Genomic DNA, 24,364 nt, shown 5'->3' on the forward strand with positions numbered 1-24,364 from the left:
CGGAGCCGCCGCTGCCGCCGGAGCCGCCGCTGCCGCCGCCGGCACCGCCGGAGCCGCCCGAACCGCCGGAGCCGCCCGAACCGCCGGAGCCGCCCGAACCGCCGGAGCCGCCCGAACCGTTCATGCACGCGCCGCCGACGCACACGCCGCTCGTGCACATCGTACCATCGGGGGCGTTGTTGTCCGCAGGGCAATTCACCGAAATGCCGCCACACGTCTCGGCGACATCGCATTCGCCGATGGGGGCACGGCAAACGGCCCCCACGGGCGCCAGCACATCGGGCGAGCAACCCTTGTTTGCACCGTCGCACTTCTCCGGGACATCACAAGGGCCCGCGGCAGGTCGGCAATTCGTCGTCACATCGGCGACGGCATCCGGGGGGCAAGCGCTCGTGCTGCCGTCGCAGGCTTCGGCGACGTCACAGACGCCGCTCGCCGCGCGGCATAACGTGCCCGCGGCGACCTTGGCATCCGGGGCGCAATCGCTCGTGCTGCCATCGCAGGCTTCAGCGACGTCACAGGCGCCCGCGGAGGCGCGGCATTGCGTGCCCGCGGCGACCTTGGCGTCCGCGGGGCAAGCGCTCGTGCTGCCGTCGCAGGCCTCGGCGACGTCACATTCGCCCGCGGAGGCGCGGCATTGCGTCCCCGCGGCGACCTTGGCATCCGCGGGGCAAGCGCTCGTGCTGCCGTCGCAGGCTTCAGCGACGTCACACGCGCCCGCCGAGGCGCGGCATTGCGTCCCCGCGCCGACCTTGGCGTCGGTGGGGCAATCACTCGTGCTGCCGTCGCAGGCTTCAGCGACGTCACAGGCGCCCGCGGAGGCGCGGCATAACGTACCCGCGGCGACCTTGGCATCCGGGGCGCAATCGCTCGTGCTGCCGTCGCAGGCTTCAGCGACGTCACAGGCGCCCGCGGAGGCGCGGCATAACGTACCCGCGGCGACCTTGGCATCCGGGGCGCAATCGCTCGTGCTGCCATCGCAGGCCTCAGCGACATCACAGGCGCCTGCCGAGGCGCGGCATAACGTACCCGCGGCGACCTTGGCGTCCGTGGGGCAAGCGCTCGTGCTGCCGTCGCAGGCCTCAGCGACATCACAGGCGCCTGCCGAGGCGCGACATTGCGTGCCCGCGGCGACCTTGGCATCCGCCGGACAAGCGTTCGTGTTGCCGTCGCAGGCTTCGGCGACGTCACAGGCGCCTGCGGAGGCGCGGCATGGCGTCCCCGCGTCGACCTTGGCGTCGGCGGGGCAATCGCTCGTGCTGCCGTCGCAGGCCTCGGCGTTGTCGCAGACGCCCGCCGAGCCGCGGCATAACGTGCCCGCCGCGACCTTGGCGTCGGCGGGGCAATCGCTCGTGCTACCGTCGCAGGCTTCGGCGCTGTCGCAGACGCCCGTCGAGCCGCGGCATAACGTGCCCGCCGCGACCTTGGCATCCACGGGGCACGCGGCGCTCGACCCATTGCACGCCTCGGCCTTGTCGCAGACGCCCGTCGAGCCGCGGCATTCCGTGCCCGCCGCGACCTTGACATCCGTGGGACACGTCGTGCTCGACCCGTTGCACACCTCGGCCACGTCGCAGTCGCCTGCCGCCGCCCGGCATTCCGTGCCCGCCGCGGCCTTGACGTCCGTGGGGCAGGCATTGCTCGACCCATTGCACGCTTCCACCACGTCACACGGACCCGCCGCCGCCCGACATTGCGTGCCCGCGGCGACCTTGACATCCGCGGGGCACGTGTTGCTCGATCCGTTGCAGGTCTCGGCGACATCGCAGACGCCTCCGGCCGTGCGGCATTGCGTGCCCGCGGCGACCTTGGCATCGGCGGGGCAGGCCCCGCTCGACCCGTTGCAGGTCTCGGCGACGTCGCAGGCGCCTGCGGACGCGCGGCATAACGTGCCCGCCGCGGCCTTGGCATCCGTGGGGCAGTTGTTGCTCGACCCGTTGCAGGTCTCGGCGACGTCGCAGGCGCCTGCGGACGCGCGGCATAACGTGCCCGCCGCGGCCTTGGCATCCGTGGGGCAGTTGTTGCTCGACCCGTTGCAGGTCTCGGCGACGTCACAGGTCCCTACCGCCGCGCGGCATAACGTGCCCGCCGGGACCTTGGTGTCCGCGGGGCAGCCATTGTTCGTCCCGTCGCATTGCTCCGCGACGTCGCAGACGCCTACGGCAAAGCGGCATTGCGCCCCCGCCGGGGCTTTTGCGTCCGGCGGGCACGCGTCGCTCGTCCCGTCGCAGACCTCCGCCGGATCGCAGACGCCAAAGGTCCCGCGGCAGATGGTGTTCGCCGGATGTTTCAGATCCGGGGGACACGTATTGCTCGTCCCGTCGCAGAGCTCCAGCGGGTCGCACCCGCCCGCGGACGGGCGGCACACGCTGCCAGGCATCTTCGCGTCGGCTGGGCACGCCGCGTTCGACCCATCGCAAACCTCCGCCGCGTCGCACACCCCCGCGGAGGCGCGGCATTCGGTGCCGGCCGTGATCTTGACGTCCGCGGGGCAGACCCCGCTCGACCCATCACACACCTCGGCGACGTCGCAGCTCCCCCCGGCCGCGCGGCACTCCGTATTCGCCGCGAGCACCACGTCGCTCGGACACGCGCCGCTCATGCCATCGCATACCTCGGCGACATCGCAGCTCCCCGCGGCCGCTCGGCACACCGCGTTCGGCGCCGCGACGGCGCAGACCCCATCCACGGCGGCCCCCGCCGCCGTGCTACACGCCTGGCAATCGGCGGCGCCCCCTCCGCCGCAAGCGCTGTTGCAGCACACACCATCGACACAGAAGCCGCTCGTGCATTCGGCGGTGATCGTACACGCCGAGCCGTTGCTCTGCGGAAGCACGAACGCATAGGCCGCGCCGGCGATGTGGCCCTTGTCGTCGTCCCCCGGGGCGCCGAGGATCGCCACGCTCCCCGAGAACGCGACCCCGAGGCCGAACAGATCGCCCTCCGCCGCGTCGGTCGCCACGAGCTTCGGCTGCTGCGTCCAGACGGTGCCGCTGCGCTCGTACACGTAGACGGCGCCGGTCTCCCCGCTTGGGGTGTTGTTGTTGTACGCCCCCACGAGCGCCACGTTCCCCACCACCGCGACCGCGGCGCCGAACCTGTCCCATGTCGCCAGGTCGCTCGGCAAAAACTTCGCTTGCTGGGTCCATGTGGATCCGCTGCGAAAGAAGACGTACGCCGCGCCGGACGCGTAGCCCTTGTCGGACCGGTTGGGCGCGCCCACCAGCGCCGTATCCCCCGCGATCGAAGACGTAAAACCGAACTCGTCGTCCGAAAGTCCGTCGCTCGCCACGAGCTTCGCTTGCTGGCTCCAGACCGTCCCGCTGCGCACGAACGTGAACGCGGCGCCCTTGCCGCTCTCCACGCGCGCCCCGACGAGCGCCGTGTCGCCTGACAGCGCGACCGAAAAGCCGAACTGCTCGCCTGTCGAGATGTCGCTCGACAGGAGCTTTGCCTGCTGGGTCCAGACCGTGCCGCTGCGCTCGAACACATAGGCCGATCCGGACTCCGGGCCGAGATCGTCGTCGCCATACACCCCGATGAGCGCCCTGTCCCCCTCGAGCGCGACGGTCGCGCCGAAATAATCGTTCGCGGCGCCGTCGTTCGCGAAGATCTTCGCCTGCTGGGTCCAGACGGCGCCGCTCCGCACGAACACATAAGCCGAGCCAGACTCCGTACCCTTGGCATTCTCGCTCCGCGCACCCACGAGCGCCGTATTCCCGGACAACGCGACGGCGCAGCCAAAACGATCGCTGGCCACGCCGTCGCTCGCCAGAAGCTTCGCCTGCTGGGTCCACACGCCGCCGCTCCGCACGAAGACGTACGCCGAGCCGGAGGAGGCGCCTTTGTCGTCGTCCTCGTACGCCCCCACGATCGCCGTGTTGCCCGAGACCGAGACCGCAGAGCCGAGACCGTCGCCCACCTGCCCGTCATCGGCCAGGAGCTTCGCCTGCTGCGTGCCGAGGAGCGGATCGATCTCGATCGGATAGATCGCCCCGGCGTCGTCGACATGAATCGAGATCTCCCCCGCCTCCACGGAGAGCCACGCCGGGAGCGCCTCGCCTCGCGCGTCCTTCACGAAGAGATCGGCATACGAGAGCGCGACGTGGCCCTCGGGATCCACGAGGCGAATCACCTGCCCGAGCCCGTCGCCGTCTGCGTCGTCGAGCTCTGCCCGAAGATCCCCGAGGAGCTCGATCGTCACGACCTTCGACCCGGTGCACGCGGGGGCCTCGGCAATGACAAACCCCTGCTCGAGTCCGAGCGGGCCATTGAGGTACCACGCCGAGAGCCCTTCGTGGCGATAGGAGACGCGATTTCCCTCGGCCTCCGGCTCGACCTCGGAGACACGCGTCATGGCCCCCTCGCAGCCCATGGCCGCCGTGCGCATCGAGAACGACCACGGCGCTTCCTCCGAGGAGACGATCACCCCCGCGCGGTCGAGCGTCGTCACGAAGTGCGCGGCCTCGTTGTCGACCACGAAGCGACCCTGCTCGGTCCTCCGCGCGGCAAATGCCTCCGAGGCCCCCGCCTGCACGGCGGCGATGTACGCCGCGCGGAGATCCTTCGGCATCACGGTCGACGCAGAGGGCGAAGACGCTTTCGGCTGCGAGGGCTCCGGCGGGCTCTGGGGAGAGGTGTCAGCTCCGCACGACGCGGCAAGGGTGATCCCCGCGGCGGCGAAGAAGCGACGGATCCACAATCCGTCGTATGCTTGCAATTCGCGGAACTGTCTCATGATCGAGCAAGCTAGACCCCTCGCGCGAGTCCTGTAAAGCGATTCTTCGGGAGGATGAAGCGCAAAAGCGGGGGCAGAGGCGCGAAGGCGGGCGCGGGAGCGGACGCGGAAGCCGACGCGGCCTTCCTCAGCCCGTCGTATCCCCCGCCGCCGGCGTCTCCTGCTTGCCGTTCTCCTTCCGCGTCGCGCGCGCGGCTGCCCCTGCGCGCAGCTTCGCCATCGCATCGAGCAGCGGGGCGAGCAGCATCTTCCCTTCCTGGATTCGCGCCGCATCGGATCGCTTGGCCCGGCTCGACACGTAGCGCCGCAGCCGCACCATCAGCTCCACCCACTCCGTCTCGGCATCCCGGCCTGCTTCGATGTGCGCGCGCTTCTCCGTGCGCGCCCGCTCGACCTCGGCGAGCAAGGCATCACTCTTGGCAATGGCCGCCTCCCACCGATCCAGCCAAATGATCGGCAGCTCGATGGCCGCCAGCGTGGCCGCGTGCTCGGGCGCGCGGAGCACGAGCAGGGCCTCGCGGCAGACACGGTTCTCGTCGGCGATCGGGTCGTCGACGTGCGCGAGGCCATTGGGAAAGGCGGCCTGGTGCAGGGCGAGGGCGCCGAGGAGGTTCGGGCTCACGCGGCGCCGCGACTCGACGCCGATGTACCCCTCGATGTGGCGATAGCCAGTATCGACCTCGTCGTCGGCGGCTTCGAGCTGCGCGAGCCGAGCGGCGCGCTCGGCGTGGGCGAGCACGTTCCCCGTCACGTGCGCGTCGAGCGCGTGGGTGACGTCCGCGCATTCGCCGATGTAGATGTCGAGCCCCGGCTCCGGCGGGCCGTTGGCGGCGCGCACCTCGAGGTTTTCCTTGATCTTCCTGACGATGTCGCGCTTCTCCGCGCGCGGGATCTGCTCCAAGCTGGCGCCCATGGGTCCTCGTGTTTCCCCCCCGAGTCTGCCGGCGAACGTAGCAGGCCTTCCCTTTCGAAGGCAAGAAGCGCATGGATGCGACGCGCACGAGGGGGAAACGTTCCTGGCGGCGTCCTCGTCGCGCTGGGAGGAGCCGGGGCGTGCTCCGGGGTGCGTCCGGGCGAAGCTAGGAGCGAGGGGGGAACGTTCCCCCGACGTCCTAGCGTGGCGAGGAGGAGGGTCCTGGCGTTGCCGGCGGGGTCCTGGGCGAGCTGGGAGGGGGGTCCTGGCGCTCCCGGCGGGGTTCCAGGCGAGCTGGGAGGAGGGGGGAAGGTTCCGAACTGCGTGATGGCCAGGCGAGGAGAGCAGCGGGGCCGTCCCCTAGCCTCTCCAGAGGAAGCGAGAAGGACGAGGGAAACGTTCCAGGGGCAATCCTCGCCAGGCGAGGTGCACGACGGGAGGCTTCCGAGCCCGGAGCCTCGTCACGCGTACGTGTACACCCGCCGCTCGTTCGCATCGACCCCGAGATACACCGCGCGATCGCATTCATTCGCCTTGCCTCGTGGCCGCGCGCTCTCCGGCGCCGTGCGGCGGTCGGCGGCGGCGTCCTCCGCGCGCAGGCGCTCGTAGTCGGCGACCGTCATCTGCCGGCTGTCGCGGAGCGGCCCGTCGATGTCCAATCGATCCACGAGCGCGGCGGCCTCCGGCGCCGTCCGGCCCGCGAAAAACTCCGCGCAGCAGCCGGATCCATAACTGAAGAGCCCAATGCGTCGCCCGGCGAGCTCCCGCGCTTGTGTGTTCAAGAGGGACGCGAGCGCGAGGTAGAGCGAGCCCGTATAGACATTGCCGATCCGGGACGGCAGGTCGAGGGAGGGCTCTACCTCCACCCCGAAGGACGCGTCGGCGGCCTGCTCGGTCGCGCCATCCAGCATGCGGCGGTGCCGGTGGGCCTTGCGGGCCATTTTCCCATAAGGGACGTGATAACAGGTCCGCACGAGTGGCTCGTCCGTGGCGCCGTCGAGGCGGCGCCACGCATCGTAAGCGCCTTCCAGGGCGTCGAGATAACATTGCACCGAATAATGCCCGTCGACGAGGGCCTCCTTGTGGTGGAGCGGGCGCCAGAAATCGTGCACGTCGCGCGCAAAGGTGCCGGTCTGGCCCACTTCGAGCGAGAGCAGCCGGGGTTTTTCCCGGACGAGCAGGGCGACGGCGCCCGCCCCCTGCGTCGGCTCGCCGGCCGATCGAAGGGGATATCGTGCAATGTCCGTGCAGACGACGAGGGCGGCGCGCCCGCGGGCCGAGCCGGAGGCGATCCAATCGACGGCGCTGAGGAGGCCGGCGGTGCCGCCAAAACAAGCATGCTTGGCCTCGAACATCCGGCACGCGCTCGGCAGCCCGAGCAGGCCGTGGACGAACGCGGCGACGGGCTTCGAGTGGTCGACGGCCGTCTCGGTGCCGACGATGCAGAGGCCAATCTCCGCAGGGCTCGCGCCGGATCGCTCGAAGAGGCGGCGGGCCGCGTTGACGGCGAGGGTGACGGGGTCCTCGTCGGGCGCGGCGATCGCCATCTGGCGCGTGCCAAGCCCATGGAGATACTTCGACGGCGGGACCCCGCGCGCTTCGGCGAGCTCGGCGAGGTCGACATACCCGCGGGGCACGCTCAAAGCGATCGCGTCGATGCCGACGTCGGACACGTTTTTCCAGGCATTCATGCGGCGCAGCCTAGAGGAGGCGCGTGCATACGCCGAGGAGACTCGAAGGAGGGTCGAGGGAGCGGAGGGGGAGGAGGGGTCTGTGCTTGGGGCCGCCGCGCCCGGGGCGCTGCCCCGGACCCCGCGGGGGGCTGTCCGCCCCCTCGACCCCGGACCAGCGAGGCGCTGGACCCAGGGTTGAAAACCTGCGCGGTGCGCAGGTTTTCAAACAGGCCGACGAAGAAGCCGGGGGGCCAGCCGAACTCGCAGCGCGGCTGTCTTGGTGGGCAACGCCGTTGCCAGTCTTGACCGGGCCTGTTCGATGAACTGCGCATCGCGCAGTTCATCGACCCTGGGTCCAGCGCCTCGCTGGTCCGGGTCCAGGGGCGGACAGCCCCGGTGGGGTCTGGGGCAACGCCCCAGCTCTGCGCCTTCCAGAAGCGTGGCCATCAGCCGTGAATTCGGATTCGCTTGGCGACGAGATCGATGAAGGCGACCACCTTCGGCGAGAGCTGGCGTGTCGTCGGGTAGAGCGCGTGCACGGGCACGGGGGCGGGTGTGCCCCATTCGGGGAGCAGGCGGCGCAAATGTCCTTTGCGAAGGCCGTCCGTATAGAGGTGCTCGGGGAGCCAGGCGATGCCGACACCCGCGAGGACGGCCTCGCGAATGAGCTCCTGGTCGTTCGCGGTCAGCCGCGGCGTGATACGAACCTCGCTCCGCTCGCCGCCGGATTCGAAGACCCAGACGTTCGGCGTCGCGTTGACACCAAAGGCGACGCAGGTGTGCTTCTGAAGATCGGCCGGGGTCTGCGGAGTGCCGTGTCGTTTGCAATAACTCGACGCCGCCACGAGGGCGGTCTTCGCCGTGCCGAGGTGGCGCGCGACCAGCATCGAGTCCTGGAGCGGTCCGGCCCGGATCGCCATGTCGAAGCGCTCTTCGACGAGGTCGACCCGACGGTCGGTGCAGACCATTTCGATTTGCACGTCCGGATGTCGCTCCAGGTATTCGGCGACGATGGGCCCCAGCATGTCGAACCCGAGCGGGACCGTCATGCGCAAGAGGCCACGGGGGGCTGCTTGCAGGCGACCGACGGCCTGCTCGGCCTCCTCGATTTCGCCGAGGAGGGACGCGGTGCGCTCGTAATAGATACGTCCTGCATCCGTGAGGCTGAGCTTGCGGGTCGTGCGTTGCAAGAGCCGCGCGCCCATCCGTTCCTCCAGCTCGGAGACCTTTCGGCTCACCGTCGACTTCGGGAGGCCCAGGTGCCGCGCCGCTGCGCTGAAGCTGCCGGCCTGCACGACGCGCACGAAGACGAGGATCTGGTTCAGGTCCATGTCGTTCCGGAGGTGGAACGGTCCTACCCGGAATCCCCCCCTAGTGCAAGGGCATGAACACCGGCATGGTCCGCACGCGTCTTCGACGACGAGGCGCTCGTGACGTGCATCCCGCGTGCGTGCGCGGGGCCCGACGAGCGCCAAAAAGGAGATTTCATGAGCGGTTCAAGGAACGCCAAGGTCGGGCTCGATGCGCTGCTGACGCCGGAGAGCTCCGTGCTCCTCCTGATTGACCATCAGCCGTATCAATTCGCCAATCTTCACAGCCACGAGCCGACGATGATCGTGAACAACGTCATCGGCCTGGCCAAGCTCGCCAAGGCGTTCGGCGTGCCGACCCTCCTGACGACGGTGCTCGAAGAGCGGGGCGGCTACCTGATCAAGGGGCTGCAGGACGTGTTCCCGGAGCAAAAGCCGATCAACCGGACGTTCATCAACACCTGGGAAGACCGCCGCGTCGTCGAGGCCGTGGAGAAGACGGGCCGAAAGAAGCTCATCATCGCTGCCCTCTGGACCGAGATTTGTCTCGCCATGCCGGTCATCCACGCGCTCGGCGAGGGCTACGACGTCTACATCGTGACCGATGCGTCGGGCGGCGTGACGGCCGAGGCGCACGATATGGCCGTGCGGCGTATGGTCCAGGCGGGGGCCGTGCCGATCACGTGGATGGCCGTGGGCGGGGAATGGCAGCGCGACTGGGCGCGCGAGAAGACGGTGGCGGGCATGGCCGATCTGCTGGGACAACATGGCGGCGCGACCGGCGTCGTGACCGCCTGGGAGTGGCAGCTCCTCGGGCTCCATCAGGCCAAGTAGCTCGCTCCGCGGAGCCCTTCGTCCCCTCCCCGCCGGCGTTCCTGCGTGGCGCCGGACGTCGCAAACCCCTCGCGTCCGGGGCCCATCCCAGGTAAGGCTCCCGGGATGACCCGCGCCCTCCGCTCGTCGCTCGTCCTCGCCGTCCTCGGAATCAGCGCCTGCAGCCCGACGACGTCGTCGATGGTCGGCTACGCCTCGGTCCGCGCCGACCGCGAAGCACGTTTCTTCGCGGTCGGCGATACCCTCGTGATGACGGTCCGCGACCCGCCGGGCGTGGTGCTCGTCCCCTACCCGCCCACGCTCGACGAGGGCCGCGTCGTCGTGAACGCCGGCCTCGCGAGCGTGGGCGACGGCGGCGTGCACGTCCATTGCTTCGACGTGGCGCAACTCGCGCCGCCCACCGATTGGCCCGAGCGCCTGTACTGGCGCGAGCCCGACCATACGCTTTCCCGCGTGGCCGAGGTCGATCGCAGCGACGCCGCGCGCGCGCTCGCAGCAAAGTGCCCCGCCGAGGTCAAAACAAGTCGCGCGTCCAGCCGACCGTGACGAGCGCGCCGAACCGGTGGGTCCCGAGGGTGTGGGTGGACGTCATGGCCCGAGGCGTGTCGTCGAACCAGTCCTCTTGCGTATAATACGTCGTGACCGTCGAGCGCGTGAGGTCCCCCTCGTACACCCCCATCAGCCCGAGCTCGACGTGATTCTGGCGGCGGCCGAAGATGTAGCTCGCGCCGACACGCGCGCCCGCGAAAGGCGTGGTTCCGTCGGCCCCCGGATCAGCGCTCAAGAAGCGGGCCCCCACGTTTTCATAGGCGTGGAGCCCGAGCGCGCCGCTCGCGGCGAGGCGCAGGCCGAAGGACGTGCGCCACGCGAGCCCCGCCGTCGCCCCGAAACCGGCATAATGCGTGAAGGCCTCGGTGCCGACTTCGGCAAACCCACCGGCCTCGAACAACCCCAGCCGATACCGCGCCTGGATGCCGAGCAGGCCGCCGCGATTGTAGCCGTCAAAAAGGCCCGTGTAGGCGCCCACCGCGACGTCGCGGGACGGCACGATGCCCGCCTTCGCGGCGTCCACGTCCACGGCATCCTGCGCGGCAGCCGGCGCGGCACAGAGCAGGAATGCAGCGCTGATCCCCAAGCACGTCTTCGACAATCGCGTTTTCATGGCAAGCTCCTCGTTCGTATTGCCCTGGCAATTCACGTGCCCGCTCGGCCTGCGAAGCATGCGTGGCGCGCCATGAGGCGGGTGCGAACGAGCTACCGCGCGTGATGTCGGGCGCGACACGGCCGTGCGCGCGTGGTGTGGCGCCCGTGGCACGTTCGTGATGAGGAGGAATCGAGGGGACGCGCCGCCAAACCCGGACCGGTGTGGGCGGTCCGCGACACGCGGACGGGGAACCGTATCGCCGCGGCACAGGGCGGGACACCCGCGCCATGGATGTCGCGATGATTCGCGCGCATCGCGACCTCGACGTCGCCGTGCAGAGCCTCCTCGGCCGGGCAAACCATCACGACGCAGCCGACAACATCACGTGCGTGCTCGTCGTGCCCCACCCAGGATGATTTCGCGCCCGGTGCCGTGCCGACAAACAACTTCCGTGTAAAATCGCCCCCGATGGCTGACGCACGCACCCACCTCGGCGACGCCCACAACTTCGGGCGCCGCGTCACGCGGCGCGACGGCCGCATCCTCAAGCCCCGCACGGTCTTCTGGGAGTGGCTCCTGCTCGCGGCAGAGAGCCCGCTCCGGCGCTTCCTCACCGAGACCGTCGAGCGGGAGGGGCTCGGCGCTGACGTGTTCGGCTTTCTCCCCGATCTGACGTTCTCCTCCCCCCGCGCGCGGGACGGCGGCGAGGTGGAGGCCGTCACGCTTTCGCCGCTGCCCGCGCCGTCGAGCGCCGCCCAGAAGCGTGAGCTCGCGCGGATCGTGGGCCGCTCGCTCGCGTTGTGGAGCTTCCTCGGGGTCGCCGATCTGCACTGGGAGAACCTCGTGCTCGGCGTCGATGGGCGCGGCCGCGTGGTGTTCACGCCGCTCGACGTGGAGATGATCCTCGCGGACCTGTCGCTCCCGACCGAAACGAAGCTCCTGCCGGACGCCGATCCCGAGGTCGCCGCGATCTGTCGCCACGCCGCCGGCGTTCGTCGCGCCCTGCCCTACCTCGGCAAGCCAGTCGACCCGGCGGATCTGGTCGCGATGGCGAGCGCCTACCAGAGCACGCTCGTCTTTCTCGAACGGCATGCGCGCGCGATCGCCGGCGTATTCGCGGGCCTCCCGGAGCTCGGGGAGATGCCCATCCGGGTGTGCCTACGCGGGACCGAAGAGTACGTGCGCGCCCGCCCCGCCTCGCTCTGGCCGCCGCTGCTCGACGCCGAGAAGGAGCAGCTCGCCCGCGGCGACATTCCCTACTTCTTCCAGCTCTACGGGCGCCGGGGTATTCACTGGTTCGGCAACCAAGAGCTGACCCGGATCGAAACCCTCCCGCTCGAAGGCGACGTGCCGCAGCTCGATCCGGTCCTCCAGGTCTCGCGCGGCTTCCGCTCGCCCACGCGAACCAAGCTGCGCGAGGACGGGCTCTTCACGTTGCTCGGCGCCTTCGACCACGGCTCCTTCGCCGGCAAGCACGAGGCCGACGGGCTCGCCGTCACCTTCAAGAAACGCGCGCTCGTCGTGAACCTCCCCGACGGCGAGGAGCTCGAATCCCGGCGCAACCTGAGCACGTTCGTCGGGAGCGTCTACTCGCCTTGTCGCTGCGGCGAGGTGCTCTCGGTGTTCGTCCCCGAGGTGACCGTCTGCGAAGCCACGACGCGCTGATCGCAGATCACGGCCCCCTGCCCCCACGGCGTGGTAACGTCACGCCGTGCTCCCCGCCTGTGACACCTGCCGCCGCCCGACCGTCGCCTGCGTGTGCGACCGTATCGTCTCGTACCCGACAGACCGCCGCGTATTGATCCTCCAGCACCCGCAAGAGCAGGACGCGCTGCTCGGCTCGGCGCAGATCGTGCTCGCGAGCCTGCCGCGGGCGCAGCTCGTCGTGGGCTTGAGCTGGCGCAACCTCGGCCACGCGCTCGGCGAGGAGGACGTCGACCCACACAAGTGGGCCGTCCTCTTCCCCGACAACGAGGCGCAAAGCGACGTCACCACGAGGCGCGGCGCCCCCCTCGATCCCCACGATCTCGAAGGAATCCTCGTGCTCGACGGGACCTGGTCGAAGGCGAAGACCCTGTGGTGGCGCAATCCCTGGCTGAACAAGCTGAACCGCATGAACCTGCGGCCGACAAAACCCTCCATCTACGGCCGGCTGCGCGCCGAGCCCCGGCGCGAGTACGTCTCGACGCTCGAATCCGTCGCAGCCGCCCTCACGCTCTGCGGGGAGAACCCAGAGATCGAGGCAGGCCTCTCGCGTGTCTTTCGCACCCTGATGCAGCGCGTCCGCGACGCGAACCTCGCACCGGAAGAGCGAAAGCTCCCGCGGCGGACCCGCCCCCCGCGTGGGCCCAAGCCGCCACGGCCAAACACGCCGACGGAGTGAAGCCGCAGAGCTGGGGCGTTGCCCCAGGCCCCACCAGGGGCTGTCCGCCCCTGGACCCGGACCAGCCAGGGGCTGGACCCAAGCTCGATGAACTGCGCGATGCGCAGTTCATCGAACAGGCCCGGTGAAGACCAGCAACGGCGTTGCCCACCAAGACAGCCGCGCTGTTGGTTCGGCTGGCGACCTGGGTTCTTCGTCGGCCTGTTTGAAAAACTGCGCGGAGCGCAGTTTTTCAACCCTGGGTCCAGCGCCTCGCTGGTCCGGGGTCGAGGGGGCGGACAGCCCCCCGCGGGGTCCGGGGCGGCGCCCCGGCGCGCGGCGCTTCCTTCAGCCGAGCGGCCCCTCGACGATCATCTTCACCCCGCTCGCTGGCCCTGCATTGGCCGCGCGCACGGCGCCGTTGTCGGGCTTCGAGGACGCGAGCCGCAATCGATGGCGCCGGAGCCATGTCCCGAGCACGAGTTTCATCTCGTAGCTTGCCATTGCCGCGCCGAGGCACCGCCGCGCGCCGCCGCCGTAGGGGAGGAACTCGAACGGCGAATACGAGCGGTCGAGGAAACGCTCGGGGGAAAACCGCATCGGCTCCGGGTAGACGTCCTCGCGGAAATGGGCGACCGAGATCGCTGCGACCACGCCTGTGCCGGCTGGCAGGTTGTAGCCCATCACATCGAGGGGCCGGAGCAGCTTGCGCGGGGCGGGCGCGGGCGCGAGTGGGAAGCGGCGGAGCGTCTCGTTGCACACGGCTTCGAGGTACGGGAGTTTTCCGAGCTTCTCCGGCTCGGGATCGGGCCCGAGGGATGCGAGTTCTTCGCGCAGGCGCCCGAGCGTGGCGGCGTTTTCGGGCCGGTGCAGCGCGTAGAGGGCCCAGGCGATGGCGATCGCGGTGGTCTCGTGCCCGGCGACGACGAGGAGGATGAGTTGATCGCGGATCTCGTCGTCGTCCATCGGCTCGCCGTCCTCGGTGCGCGCGGCGAGCAAGAGGCTCAGGATGTCCTCGCGTGGCCCTGTGGCGCGGCCTTTTTTGATGAGCTCGTCGAGCGCGGCGTGGAGGCGGCGGCGGCGCCCGAGGAACCGCGCGTAGGGGCCGATGCCCCCGAATTCGCGGCGCAGCGCGGGGAAAAGCGCGAGCAGCGGCGAGATGCCATTCGTGAACTCGAGCAAGAGCTTGGCCAGCGCGTCCATGCCGGCGCGCTCGGTCACGCCAAAGACGACCTGCAAGATCACGGCGAGCGAGAGCTCCTGCAGGACATCGGACATCGTGACGGTTTGCCCGACCTGGAAGGTGGCGGCGCGCTCCTCGGCGAGGCGCACCATCTGCTCGCCGTAGGCGCGCATGCGGGCGCCTTGGAACGGGGGCATCATGAGCTTGCGCGCCCGCTTGTGCGGGGCGCCGCTCGCGAGGATGAGCGAGCGGGGCCCGATGAAGACGCCGAGGTCCTGATTGAGGGGCTCGAACGTATCCGGATCGGCCGTGTAGATGGCCTTGATCCCGGCCGGATCGCCGGTCATGACGAGCGGGGGTTTGCCCGGGAAGCAGAACGGATCGCCGTACTTTTGCGTGAGCGGCTGCATGCAGCCGATCGGATCACGCATGTAGCGCACGAGGCTCGGGATGCTGGTGCGCGGCCCAGGCGGCAAGGTCCCCATCGCAGGATGATGCCAACTTCGACGCGGTACCACAACGCAAACCCACCCCCGCCGCGTGGCACGAAGGCGCTCGTCCCCCGCGCTGAAAACCGGCTACCCTTCGCCGCATGTTCGCCTGCGTCGACGTCGCCTACGCTCCCGACGACAGCTTCGCCGTCGCCGCCGGCCTGCTCTTCCGCCGCTGGGACGACGCGGCCGCCGCGGACGAGCGGACGGCCCGCATCGACGAAGTCGCCCCTTACGAGCCCGGCGCGTTTTATCGGCGCGAGCTGCCCCCGCTCCTCGGCTTGCTCCGCGCGATCGACCCGCTGCCCGAGGTCGTGGTCGTGGACGGGTACGTGTGGCTCTCGGCGGACGGGCGGCCGGGGCTCGGGGCGCGGCTCTTCGAGGCGCTCGGCGGCCGGGTCGTGGTCGTCGGCGTGGCGAAGACCGCCTTCCACGGCGACGCGCCGTCCGTCGCGGTGAAGCGCGGAAAGAGCGAAAAACCGCTCCACGTCACGGCCGCGGGCGCGACGCCGGACGAGGCGGCGGCGTGGATCCGCTCGATGCACGGCCCCCACCGGCTCCCGACGTTGCTCGCCCGCGTCGACCGGCTTTGCAGGGACGCGCTCACCCGATGAAAGACAAAGGCAAACGCCTCCGCATCACCTTGCGTGTCCTCACGGCCTCCATGCTCGTCGCCCTCTTCGTCTTCGAGGGGCGCGCGCTCCTCGGTCCCCTCACCCGCGTGTTTCCCCGTGCATGTGCGGCCGTGACGCCGTCGCCGCCCGCGGTGGAGACCACGCTCGTGCCCGCGCACGTGCTCGCCCAGGAAAACCTCTGCCAAAACGTCTCCGACGGCCATTGCGAGCGCCTCGCCGAAGGCGCCCACGTCTCCGGCGCCTGCACGGACGGGGCAATGGTAGGCGACTGGACGGTGAAGGACGCGGCGACGGGGGCCTTGCGCTGGTCCGGGCACTACGAGGGCGGCTGGGCGAGCGGCGTTTTCCAGGTTTGCGCCGACGCCACGCATTGCGACAGCTTCCGCATCGATCACCTGCACCTCGACGGCCCCGCGGTCACCTGGGAGCGCGACGGCGACCGGTGGATCGAGCTCTCCGGCCGTTACGAGCGCGGCCGGCGCGTCGGGCGATGGGTGCGCCGCATCGACGGCAAAGGCGCCGCCCGCTCCGCGCTGGTCCACGACGAGCAGGGCCTCGGCGCGAAAGAGTTTTTCTATTGCACCAACGGCAATCTCAAGGAGATCCGCGGCCGACACACGCTCGTGTACGACGCGCAGAATCACCTGCTCGCGGAGCGCGGCCCCGAGGGCCCGCTGCGGATCCTCGACGGCGCGGGAAGTGTGGTCCGGGACGCGCGGCCCGACGAGGAAACGACGCTCTGTCCCCTTCCCTGAGCTGCGCGGCCCGGGCCCGTTCTGGTACAAGGCCTCCATGCGCCCGCCGCGCTCCTGTCTTCGTGACGCCCGTCGCCGCGTCGGCCTCGTCGTGTCCCTCGTCCTCTCCGCCGGATGCGCCGGCCCCGAGGCCAGCAAACCCCCGGAGCCCGCGGCCTCCTCGTCCAGCGCCGGCGGGCCGCCGGCCGGGCCCCTGCACCTCGCCTACGGCCCCGATCCCTCGCAGATCGGCGATCTCCGCCTCCCGCAAGGCGAAGGCCCGCACCCCGTGATGGTGATCCTCCACGGCGGCTGCTGGTCGAGCGGATACGGCAAGGACCTCATGGACGGGATGAGCGAATCCCTCACGAAGGCAGGCTTCGCCACCTGGAACGTCGAATACCGCCGCCTCGGCCACGCCGGCGGCGGCTATCCAGGCACGCTCACCGACGTGGGCCTCGCCGTCGACGCGCTCCGCGATCTCGCCCCGACGCACCACCTCGACACGACGAAGGTCTTCGCCGTGGGCCACTCCGCAGGTGGTCACCTCGCCGTCTGGGTCGCCGCGCGTCCGAACCTCGCCGAAGGCCACCCGCTCCGCGGCGCCGACCCGCTCCCCCTCACCGGCGCCGTCGCCCTCGCCGGTGTCCTCGATCTCGCCGAATCCGTCGACCTCGGCGTCTGCGGCGGCGCCGCCGCAAAGCTCCTCGGAGGCAGCCCGACCGACGTCCCCGCGCGGTACGCCGAAGCCTCCCCGCGGGCGCTCCTGCCGCTCGGCGTGCGCCAGATCCTCGTGCACGGCGCGGACGACAACATCGTCCCCCTCGTGATGAGCACCCATTACCAGGACGCCGCAAAGGCAGCCGGCGAAAAAGACATCCCCCTGAAGGTCGTCGAAGGTGGAGATCATTTCGACATGATCGAACCCTCGTCGACGAAATGGCCCGACGTGTCGCAAGCGATCGTCGGCGTCGCAGCGCTCCCCTGATGGTCCCGGAAAGCTCCTCCGAACCCCCCCGTCCCCCGTCCCCCTCCCCGATGCCTCCGCAATGCTGACCCAATCCGCCATTTTCCTCGTCGCGGCCGTCGTCGCCGTCGCTCTCTTCAAGCGTATCGGGCTCGGCACCGTGCTCGGCTACCTCGCCGCCGGCGCGCTGATCGGCCCCTCGGGCCTCGGGCTCATCCACGACGTCGACCAGACCCTGCACGTCGCCGAGCTCGGCGTCGTCTTCCTCCTGTTCCTGATCGGCCTCGAGCTCCAGCCGAGCCGTCTCTGGACGATGCGAGGCACGGTCTTCGGCCTGGGCGGCGCCCAAGTCGCCCTCACGACCGCAGCGATCACGGGGATCGGCCTCCTGCTCGGCGCGCCCCTGCCCGCCGCCGTCGTCGCCGGCGTGGGCGTCTCCATGTCCTCGACGGCCTTCGCCACGCAGATCCTCGGCGAAAAAAACGAGCTCGGCGCGCCCCACGGGCGCAACGCCTTCGGCATCCTGCTCTTCCAGGACGTCGCCGCCATCCCCGTCCTCGCGCTCGTGCCGCTGCTCGGCCCCGCACCCGCCGCCACGACCGGCAGCCCCCTCACGCACGGTCTGGTCATCGTGGGCGTGATCGCGGGGCTCGTCATCGCAGGCCGATTCTTCCTGCGGCCCGCCTTCCGGTTCATCGCCGAGGCCCGAAGCCACGAGCTGTCCACGGCCACCGCGCTGCTCGTCGTGCTCGGCACAGCGCTCGTGATGGAGCACATCGGGCTCTCGATGGCGCTCGGCGCCTTCATCGCCGGCGTGCTGCTCGCCGACTCGGAATACCGGCACGAGCTCGAAGCCGACATCGAGCCCTTCAAAGGTCTGCTCCTCGGTCTCTTCTTCATGGCCGTCGGGATGTCCGCAAACCTGCGGCTGCTAAAGGACCGTCCCCTCGTCGTCATCGGCCTCGTGTTCGGCCTCGTCGCCGTCAAGATGACGGTCCTCTACGTGCTCGGCCGCATCACGAAGCTGAGCCAGCGCGGCGCCGCGAGCCTCGGAGCGTCGATCTCCCAAGGCGGCGAATTCGCCTTCGTGATCTTCGGCGTGGCCCGCGGCGCGACGGTGCTGAAGCCCGAGACGACCGAGCTGCTGGTGGTCGTCGTGACCCTCTCGATGGCCCTGACGCCGCTGCTCTTCGTCGCCCGCGACCGCATCCTGGCCCGTCTCGCCGCGGCCGACCGTCGCTCCTTCGATCAAATCTACGACGAAGGCAGCAGCGTGATCATCGCCGGTTTCGGTCGCTTCGGGCAGATCGTCGGCCGCGTCCTGCGCCTGAAGCGCATCGCCTTCACCGCCCTCGACGCGAGCCCCACCCACGTCGATTTCGTCCGTCGTTACGGCAACCAAATCTACTACGGCGACGCCTCCCGCGTCGACCTCCTCCGCGCAGCCGGCGCCGAGCGAGCGAGGCTGATCGTGCTCGCGATCGACGACATGGACGCCTCGATGCGCACGCTCCACGTGGTCCAATCCCATTTCCCCAACCTCACGATCGTCGCGCGCGCCCGCAACCGGCAACACGCCTACGCCCTGCTCGACGCCGGCGTGACCAACATCATCCGAGAAACCTTCGCAGGCAGTCTCGACGCCGCCCGCATCACCCTCGAAGCCCTCGGTCTCCCCTCCGACAGCGCAAGAGAAGCCGTCCGCAGGTTCGGCGAATACGACGAAGCCCAAGTCCGCAGAGCCTTCGTCCTCCGACACGACGAAAAAGCCCTCGTCGAATCCGCAAAACAATACGGCGCCGAACTCGAGCGCATCTTCGAAGAAGACGCCGCCCACCGAAACTAGGGCTGGGGCGCCACGCCGGGGCGCTGCCCCGGGCCCCGCGGGGGGCTGTCCGCCCCCTCGACCCCGGACCAGCGAGGCGCTGGACCCAGGGTTGAAAAACTGCGCGGTGCGCAGTTTTTCAAACAGGCCGACGAAGAAGCCGGGGTGCCAGCCGAACCCGCAGCGCGGCTGTCTTGGTGGGCAGGGGCGCCGCCGGGCGAGACCTCCAACGTACTTGCTGCCGTTGCGTGCGACGACCCTTGAGGTCTTGCCACCGGGCTCCGGTGGAAGAACTGCGCATCGCGCAGTTCTTCCATCCTCGGTCCAGGCCGTGCCTGGTCCGGGTCGAGGGGCGGACAGCCCCCGCGGGGTCCGGGGCAGCGCCCCGGCGCGACGCCCCCGGCGCAGCGGCGCCGCCGAACACGTGCCCTTGGGCGTCGACGGCGCGTGTTTGGCGGCGTGACGGGGGCCTCTGCTGGGCGACGGCCCGAGGCGCGCGGCCCGAACCCCTGGCATGGGCTCGACGCCTGGCTTGTGGGCCTCCGCGACGAGGGACGGCGGAGGCTGACGGTCCGTGTTCGGCAACTCGACACGCACCATCGGCCGCGCCTGGCCCTTGTTTTTGGGCTCGACCTCTTCCCTGGGAACGCGCTTCGCCCTTGTCCGGCGGCGGGACACGTCCTCTGTCGCGCCGACGTACCTTGTCTGGTTTTGTGCCCCATCCCCTGCGGCGGGGACGTGGGCTTGTTAGGGCGCCGAACAGACGGGGACGAACGCCGATGCCGCGTGTCGGGCATGCGCACGGGCAAGGGGCCGGATCTCCTCGATCGAGAACGGGCGGCCGACGGGCCCCGTCGCCACTGGAACCCGCAGCGCTGCGGCCTCGACGGGCACGATCGTCGCCGGTCTTCCCCTGGCTGTTCGATGAACTGCGCGTTGCGCAGTTCATCGACCCTGGGTCCAGCGCCTCGCTGGTCCGGGTCCAGGGGTGGACAACCCCTGGTGGGGCCTGGGGCAACGCCCCAGCTCTACGCCCTCCGGAGACAACCTCTGCTCAGGCTTCTGCCAATGCGAAGCGTGCCTGTCGGTTCGCGATGACACTGACGATGACGAGCTGACAGAAGTGGTAGAGCATGAGGGGGGCCAGGATCAGGCCGAGAGCTGGGTTTGCGCCGAAGATGATCGGCGCGAGGGGCACGCCGGTGGCGAGGGATTTTTTGGAGGCGCAGAAGAGACAGGCGATGGTGTCGGGGCGGTTGAAGCCGAGCAGACGGCAGGGGATCATCATCAGCGCGTAGATGAGGCCGAACAGGGCGATGACGCCGGCGAGGATGGCCACGATGCGTAGGGGGTCTTGGCCTTGCCAGATTCCTTCCATCATGGAGTCGCAGAACGAGTTGTAGACGATTGCGAGGATGATGGCGCGGTCGGCGAGCTTGATCTTTTTTTCGTTGCGTTGTGCCCAGGCGGCGAGCCAGTGGCGCGCGGCTTGGCCGACGAGGATGGGGAGCAGCACGAGCAGGACGATTTTTCCGATCACCGGCAGCAGGGGCATTGCTTCGCCGCTCGTCGAGAGAAACCAGGCCATCAAGAGGGGCGTCGCGAAGACCCCGATCAGGCTCGACAGGGTTGCGTTGAAGATGGCGACGGGCACGTTGCCGTGGGCGAGGGACGTCATCGCCACCGACGAGGAGACGGTCGAGGGCAGCGCGGCGGTGTAAAAGAAGCCGATCCAGACCTCTTGCGGCAGGAAGGCCTTCAGGGGCGCGCCGACGAGCAGCACCACCACCGGGAAGAGCACGAACGTGCAGAGTTGCACGCAGAGATGCAGCTTCCAGTGCTTGATGCCGGCCTTCATTTTTTCGGGCGCGAGGGTCAGGCCGTAGAGGAAAAAGACCACGGCGACGCCGTAGGTCGCGACCTCGTTCATGTGCAGGAGGCCGCCTGTCGCGCCGGGCCCGGGCATTACGAGGGCGAGGGCCACGACGGCGATCAGCGCGAGGAGAAAACCGTCGATCGTGAAGCCGCGGAGGGTCATGGCCTCGCCTCCTTAGCGCGTGGTGCGGCATGGGGAAAGCGCGCTGCCGGCGAAGCGGCTTTGCCAGGACGCGGTGAGGGCTGCCGCGTCCGCGACCGTCAGGATTCTGGCTGCGGCAGGATCTATCCCTCGGGCTTGCGGATGTGCGATATCGCTACGATGCGAACGATTCTCTTTCTCCTCCCGATCCTCGGCACCCTTGCGTGTGGGGACCTCCTCGATCAGGCGCCGCTCGGCACGCGGCAGGCTCGTTGTGACCTCCGCCCCGACCGGCCGCAGTGTACCGACATTCGTAACTTCAAGGGCCCCTCGCTCATCACGTTCGAGGGCGTCTGCGCGACGCTGAAGGCGGCGACGATGAGCGGATCGTACGAGGAGGGCGCGGTCTGCGACCTCTCGGATGCTTGGGGCGGCTGCCAGTCGAGCAACATCGACGGCCACGAGCAGACGAACTGGTACTACAAGGGCGACGACAAGTACCCGGACGAGGCGACCGCGAAGGCGGAGTGCGAGAGCGGCCAGACCTGGGTGCCGGCGGAGAACTAAAATTGTCTCTCGTGGCACAGTGCTTCTAGACTGCGCCGCACATGCTGCGCACTGTCAACGCTGTCCGGTACGTCACCCCGCTGCGCGAGGGAGGGTCCGTGCCCGCGCTCGTGGAGGCCGACGACGAGGGGCTTTACGTCGTCAAGCTCCGCGGCGCGGCCCAGGGGCCGAAGGCGCTCATCGCCGAGCTCGTGGCGGGCGAGCTCGCGCGCGCCGCGGGCCTCGCCGTCCCCGAGCTCGTGCTCATCACGCTCGACGCGGAGCTCGGCCGCGCCGAGCGGCACCGCGAGATCAGCGACCTGCTCGACGCGAGCGTGGGCTTGAACCTCGCGCTCGATTACCTGCCGGGCAGCGTCACCTTTGATCCCGTCGCGGGACCGACGCCGGATCCGGCCCTCGCCTCGCGCCTCGTGCTCTTCGACTCGTTCGTCACGAACGTCGACCGCACGCCGAAAAACCCGAACCTCTTGACCTGGCACCGAGCGATCTGGCTCATCGATCACGGCGCGTCGCTTTATTTCCACCACGGCTGGGGCCCCGCGGATCCGCTCGCCGAGAGCCGGGATCCGTTCACATTCGTGCGCAAGCACGTCCTCTTGCCCTGGGCGAGCAAGCTCGCCGAGGCCGCGGCGCACCTCCGGGCCTCGTGGTCGGAGGTGTTCCTCGCGCGGGTCGCGCAGGCGATCCCGGACGCGTTCCTCACGGACGACATGGGATTTGCGTCTCCCGACGCCCACCGCGCGGCGTATGGCGCGTGGCTCTCGGCGCGGCTCGCCGCGCTCCCCTTGATCCTCGCGGAGGCTGAGCGTGCCCGTGCCGAACTCGTTTGAGTACGCCATCGTGCGTGTCGTCCCTCGTGTCGAGCGGGGCGAATGCATCAATGCGGGCGTCCTCCTTCATTGCGCCGAGCATGAGTACCTCGGCGCGCGGATCGAGCTCGACGAGGCGCGGCTGCTCGCGCTCGCGCCGGACGTGGACCTCGACGCCGTGCGCCGCCACCTCGCGGCCATCCCGCGGATCTGCGAGGGCGGGCGCGACGCGGGGCCGATCGGGCTGCTCCCGCGGGGCGAGCGATTCTCCTGGCTCGTCGCCACGCGCAGCACGATGATCCAGACGTCGGCGGTGCACGTGGGCCTCTGCGACGCGCCGGACGTGGTGCTGGAACGATTGCTCGACAAGCTCGTTCGTACACCGCGTCCGCGGTGATGGGGGGGCCTTTGCGGTTTGCAGCAGGAGTCAGGATGGAATGTAGGATCTTCCTTTTTGTGGGCGTCGCCCTCGTCGCGGCGTTCGCGACCGGATGCGGGCCCGACATTGCGGCGATGTGCGAGGCGCGGGAGGCGTGTTTCGGCGGGAACGAGGCCGACCTCGACGCCTGCATCGTATCTTATGAGGCCTTCCGCGACGTGGCGTACGACATCGGCTGTGTCGAGGAGTTCGACATGTCTTTCGCGTGCAGGGAGCCCCTGCTCGCGTGCTCGACCCTGGACGGGGGGATCACGTGCACGTCGAACGCGGACTGCAGCCGCCAAGACGTATGCAGCGAGGGGACTTGCAAGCGGAACTCGTTTGATCTCCCCGATTCGAACCGGGACGCCTGCAAGGCGGAGCAGGACGCGTATCAGAGTTGCATCCGGTGAGGCAGGAACATGCATCGACGTCTCTTGGTGAAGCCCCTCCTTCTCCTTTCCCTCGTCGGCGCGTCGGCCGACTGCTCCCGTGCGCAGGTAATCTGCGAGCTCGTCTGCGATTGCATGCACTGCAATGATCAGGACGAGATCCTGGTGTGCGCACAATACTCCCACCAGGAGGACCTGGCAGACGCGTACGGCTGTGGTGAGGCATGGTCGGCGCTCTCGATCTGCATCGAGGAAAAAGGCACCTGCGACGAGATCGAGTTCACGACGATCGAAAACGGGATCGGGAACCGGTGCGGCGCAGAGCTACGGGGCCTCGACGACTGCATCAAGGCGGCGTCGGCGCACGGCGGCTTCCGTATCGAGTGAGCGCTCGCCGGCTGGTCCTTCGATTTCCCAGGCTGCGATCGGGGAGTGGTCATTCGAGTTTCCATCGTTGGGACTTTGCCTACCCCGACGGAAATTGCGTTCCTTTGGCGTCGAAGCGTCTATACTCGTGGAAGGAGCCAGGGATGAACCAGAAACACTTGCTTTTCGCGGGGCTCGGCCTCGTCTTGGTCCTCGGGACGGGGTGTGGGCCTGACATCGCGGGGACGTGCGAGGCGCAGGAGGCGTGTTTCGGCGGCAACGACGCTGACATCGACGCCTGCATCGCGTCGTACGAGGGGGCACGCGACACCGCGCACGGCATCGGCTGCGGGGACGAGTTCGACACGCTCGCCGCGTGCACCGAGCCCTTGCTCCAGTGCACGAGCAACCCCTCGGGGGGGACGTGCACGCAAAGCAGCGACTGCGGCGGCAACGCCATTTGCAACAGCGACGGGGAATGCGAGGTGAAGGCCTTCGCCATCTCCGACGCGGACGCCTGCGAAGCCGAGCGGAACGCGCTTTCGCGCTGCAATTGAAGGAGGTAGGAGCATGATTCGAACGATCCTCGTGAATGCCGCTCTCCTCCTGGGGCTCGCCTCCGCTTCGGTGGGGTGCTCCCGGGCGCAGGTCATCTGCGACATCATCTGTGAGTGCGAGCACTGCAGCGATGAGAGCGAGATCCAGACCTGCGAGCAGCTCGCGACGCAGGAGAACGTGGCGGACGCCTACGATTGCGGCGACGCCTGGGTGACCTATACGACGTGCGTCGAGGAGCAGGGCACGTGCAACGAGACGGATGCCCGCTACACGACCGAGAAGGACAACAACGACGTGTGCAACGACGAGCGGGACGCCCTCAACTCGTGCATCGACGCGGCCTCGGCACACGGCGGCGCGCGGTTCTAGCAGCCTGTGGAATGATCGTCGCGAGCGCCCCGAAGCTAGGGCGACGGAGCGAGGAATCC

Annotated in this window: 21 protein-coding genes and 1 pseudogene; 15 read left to right on the forward strand and 7 right to left on the reverse strand. The window is 69.3% G+C overall.

From position 1 onward, the window contains the following. The 4 genes and pseudogenes from E8A74_RS46040 to E8A74_RS46050 all read right to left on the reverse strand — a co-directional run. A pseudogene (locus tag E8A74_RS46040) lies at nucleotides 1-4,738 on the reverse strand (hypothetical protein); the annotation flags it as partial. Between the two features lie 127 nt (nucleotides 4,739-4,865). Next, nucleotides 4,866-5,651: a hypothetical protein gene (locus tag E8A74_RS53485; protein ID WP_170229886.1), complete on the reverse strand. Its 786-nt coding sequence runs from the start codon at nucleotides 5,649-5,651 to the stop codon at nucleotides 4,866-4,868. A gap of 461 nt (nucleotides 5,652-6,112) precedes the next feature. Next, the gene (locus E8A74_RS46045) at nucleotides 6,113-7,342 is read right to left on the reverse strand and encodes a hydroxymethylglutaryl-CoA synthase family protein (RefSeq protein WP_136935534.1); all 1,230 of its coding nucleotides are present in this window, start codon (nucleotides 7,340-7,342) and stop codon (nucleotides 6,113-6,115) included. 428 nt (nucleotides 7,343-7,770) lie between these two features. Next, entirely contained in the window at nucleotides 7,771-8,655 is an 885-nt protein-coding gene (locus E8A74_RS46050; RefSeq protein WP_136935535.1) for a LysR family transcriptional regulator, read from the reverse strand. Nucleotides 8,656-8,811: 156 nt separating this feature from the next. Here E8A74_RS46050 and E8A74_RS46055 point away from each other — a divergent pair, with 156 nt between their 5' ends. Continuing rightward, nucleotides 8,812-9,468, forward strand: coding sequence for a hydrolase (locus E8A74_RS46055; RefSeq protein WP_136935536.1), 657 nt, complete (start codon nucleotides 8,812-8,814; stop codon nucleotides 9,466-9,468). Nucleotides 9,469-9,573: 105 nt separating this feature from the next. Beyond that, nucleotides 9,574-10,014, forward strand: coding sequence for a hypothetical protein (locus tag E8A74_RS46060; protein WP_136935537.1), 441 nt, complete (start codon nucleotides 9,574-9,576; stop codon nucleotides 10,012-10,014). Here E8A74_RS46060 and E8A74_RS46065 read toward each other — a convergent pair. Continuing rightward, the gene (locus E8A74_RS46065; protein ID WP_136935538.1) at nucleotides 9,983-10,630 is read right to left on the reverse strand and encodes a hypothetical protein; all 648 of its coding nucleotides are present in this window, start codon (nucleotides 10,628-10,630) and stop codon (nucleotides 9,983-9,985) included. The genes E8A74_RS46060 and E8A74_RS46065 overlap by 32 nt on opposite strands. 450 nt (nucleotides 10,631-11,080) lie before the next feature. Between E8A74_RS46065 and E8A74_RS46070 the strand changes: the two genes are divergently transcribed. After that, on the forward strand, nucleotides 11,081-12,277 hold the full coding sequence (locus E8A74_RS46070) for a glycoside hydrolase family protein (protein ID WP_136935539.1): 1,197 nt from the start codon (nucleotides 11,081-11,083) through the stop codon (nucleotides 12,275-12,277). Nucleotides 12,278-12,323: 46 nt separating this feature from the next. Beyond that, nucleotides 12,324-12,995 carry a tRNA-uridine aminocarboxypropyltransferase gene (locus tag E8A74_RS46075; RefSeq protein ID WP_136935540.1) on the forward strand — a complete coding sequence of 224 codons (672 nt, stop codon included), beginning with the start codon at nucleotides 12,324-12,326 and terminating at the stop codon, nucleotides 12,993-12,995. Nucleotides 12,996-13,322: 327 nt separating this feature from the next. On the opposite strand, the gene E8A74_RS46080 is transcribed toward E8A74_RS46075, so the two are convergent. Beyond that, nucleotides 13,323-14,642 (reverse strand): cytochrome P450, encoded by a 1,320-nt coding sequence (locus E8A74_RS46080; protein ID WP_136935541.1) that lies wholly within the window; start codon nucleotides 14,640-14,642, stop codon nucleotides 13,323-13,325. 107 nt (nucleotides 14,643-14,749) lie between these two features. Here E8A74_RS46080 and E8A74_RS46085 point away from each other — a divergent pair, with 107 nt between their 5' ends. From E8A74_RS46085 to E8A74_RS46100, 4 genes are all read left to right on the forward strand, one after another. Next, complete coding sequence (locus tag E8A74_RS46085) at nucleotides 14,750-15,262, forward strand: endonuclease V (protein WP_136935542.1); 513 nt, start codon at nucleotides 14,750-14,752, stop codon at nucleotides 15,260-15,262. After that, nucleotides 15,259-16,038, forward strand: coding sequence for a hypothetical protein (locus tag E8A74_RS46090; RefSeq protein WP_136935543.1), 780 nt, complete (start codon nucleotides 15,259-15,261; stop codon nucleotides 16,036-16,038). Before E8A74_RS46085 ends, E8A74_RS46090 begins: the two co-directional genes overlap by 4 nt. A 37-nt stretch (nucleotides 16,039-16,075) precedes the next feature. After that, nucleotides 16,076-17,005, forward strand: a complete 930-nt coding sequence (locus E8A74_RS46095; protein ID WP_136935544.1) for an alpha/beta hydrolase family protein — start codon at nucleotides 16,076-16,078, stop codon at nucleotides 17,003-17,005. Nucleotides 17,006-17,066: 61 nt separating this feature from the next. Next, nucleotides 17,067-18,830, forward strand: a complete 1,764-nt coding sequence (locus tag E8A74_RS46100; protein WP_136935545.1) for a monovalent cation:proton antiporter-2 (CPA2) family protein — start codon at nucleotides 17,067-17,069, stop codon at nucleotides 18,828-18,830. Between the two features lie 1,033 nt (nucleotides 18,831-19,863). On the opposite strand, the gene E8A74_RS46105 is transcribed toward E8A74_RS46100, so the two are convergent. Beyond that, nucleotides 19,864-20,847, reverse strand: a complete 984-nt coding sequence (locus tag E8A74_RS46105) for a bile acid:sodium symporter family protein (RefSeq protein ID WP_136935546.1) — start codon at nucleotides 20,845-20,847, stop codon at nucleotides 19,864-19,866. Between the two features lie 159 nt (nucleotides 20,848-21,006). Here E8A74_RS46105 and E8A74_RS46110 point away from each other — a divergent pair, with 159 nt between their 5' ends. The 7 genes from E8A74_RS46110 to E8A74_RS46140 all read left to right on the forward strand — a co-directional run bounded on the left by E8A74_RS46110 (nucleotide 21,007) and on the right by E8A74_RS46140 (nucleotide 24,305). Continuing rightward, on the forward strand, nucleotides 21,007-21,393 hold the full coding sequence (locus tag E8A74_RS46110; RefSeq protein WP_136935547.1) for a hypothetical protein: 387 nt from the start codon (nucleotides 21,007-21,009) through the stop codon (nucleotides 21,391-21,393). Nucleotides 21,394-21,434: 41 nt separating this feature from the next. Further along, nucleotides 21,435-22,223 (forward strand): HipA family kinase, encoded by a 789-nt coding sequence (locus E8A74_RS46115; protein ID WP_211365615.1) that lies wholly within the window; start codon nucleotides 21,435-21,437, stop codon nucleotides 22,221-22,223. After that, nucleotides 22,201-22,599 (forward strand): DUF3037 domain-containing protein, encoded by a 399-nt coding sequence (locus tag E8A74_RS46120; RefSeq protein WP_136935548.1) that lies wholly within the window; start codon nucleotides 22,201-22,203, stop codon nucleotides 22,597-22,599. The genes E8A74_RS46115 and E8A74_RS46120 overlap by 23 nt, the downstream gene beginning before the upstream one ends. A 59-nt stretch (nucleotides 22,600-22,658) precedes the next feature. Continuing rightward, nucleotides 22,659-23,033, forward strand: coding sequence for a hypothetical protein (locus tag E8A74_RS46125; RefSeq protein WP_136935549.1), 375 nt, complete (start codon nucleotides 22,659-22,661; stop codon nucleotides 23,031-23,033). A 9-nt stretch (nucleotides 23,034-23,042) separates the two neighbouring features. Further along, nucleotides 23,043-23,399, forward strand: coding sequence for a hypothetical protein (locus tag E8A74_RS46130; protein WP_136935550.1), 357 nt, complete (start codon nucleotides 23,043-23,045; stop codon nucleotides 23,397-23,399). A gap of 143 nt (nucleotides 23,400-23,542) precedes the next feature. After that, the gene (locus tag E8A74_RS46135; protein ID WP_136935551.1) at nucleotides 23,543-23,935 is read left to right on the forward strand and encodes a hypothetical protein; all 393 of its coding nucleotides are present in this window, start codon (nucleotides 23,543-23,545) and stop codon (nucleotides 23,933-23,935) included. A gap of 13 nt (nucleotides 23,936-23,948) precedes the next feature. Then, nucleotides 23,949-24,305 (forward strand): hypothetical protein, encoded by a 357-nt coding sequence (locus E8A74_RS46140; RefSeq protein ID WP_136935552.1) that lies wholly within the window; start codon nucleotides 23,949-23,951, stop codon nucleotides 24,303-24,305. Nucleotides 24,306-24,364: the final 59 nt, after the last annotated feature.

The organism is Polyangium fumosum (assembly GCF_005144585.1).
Lineage (GTDB): Bacteria > Myxococcota_A > Polyangia > Polyangiales > Polyangiaceae > Polyangium > Polyangium fumosum.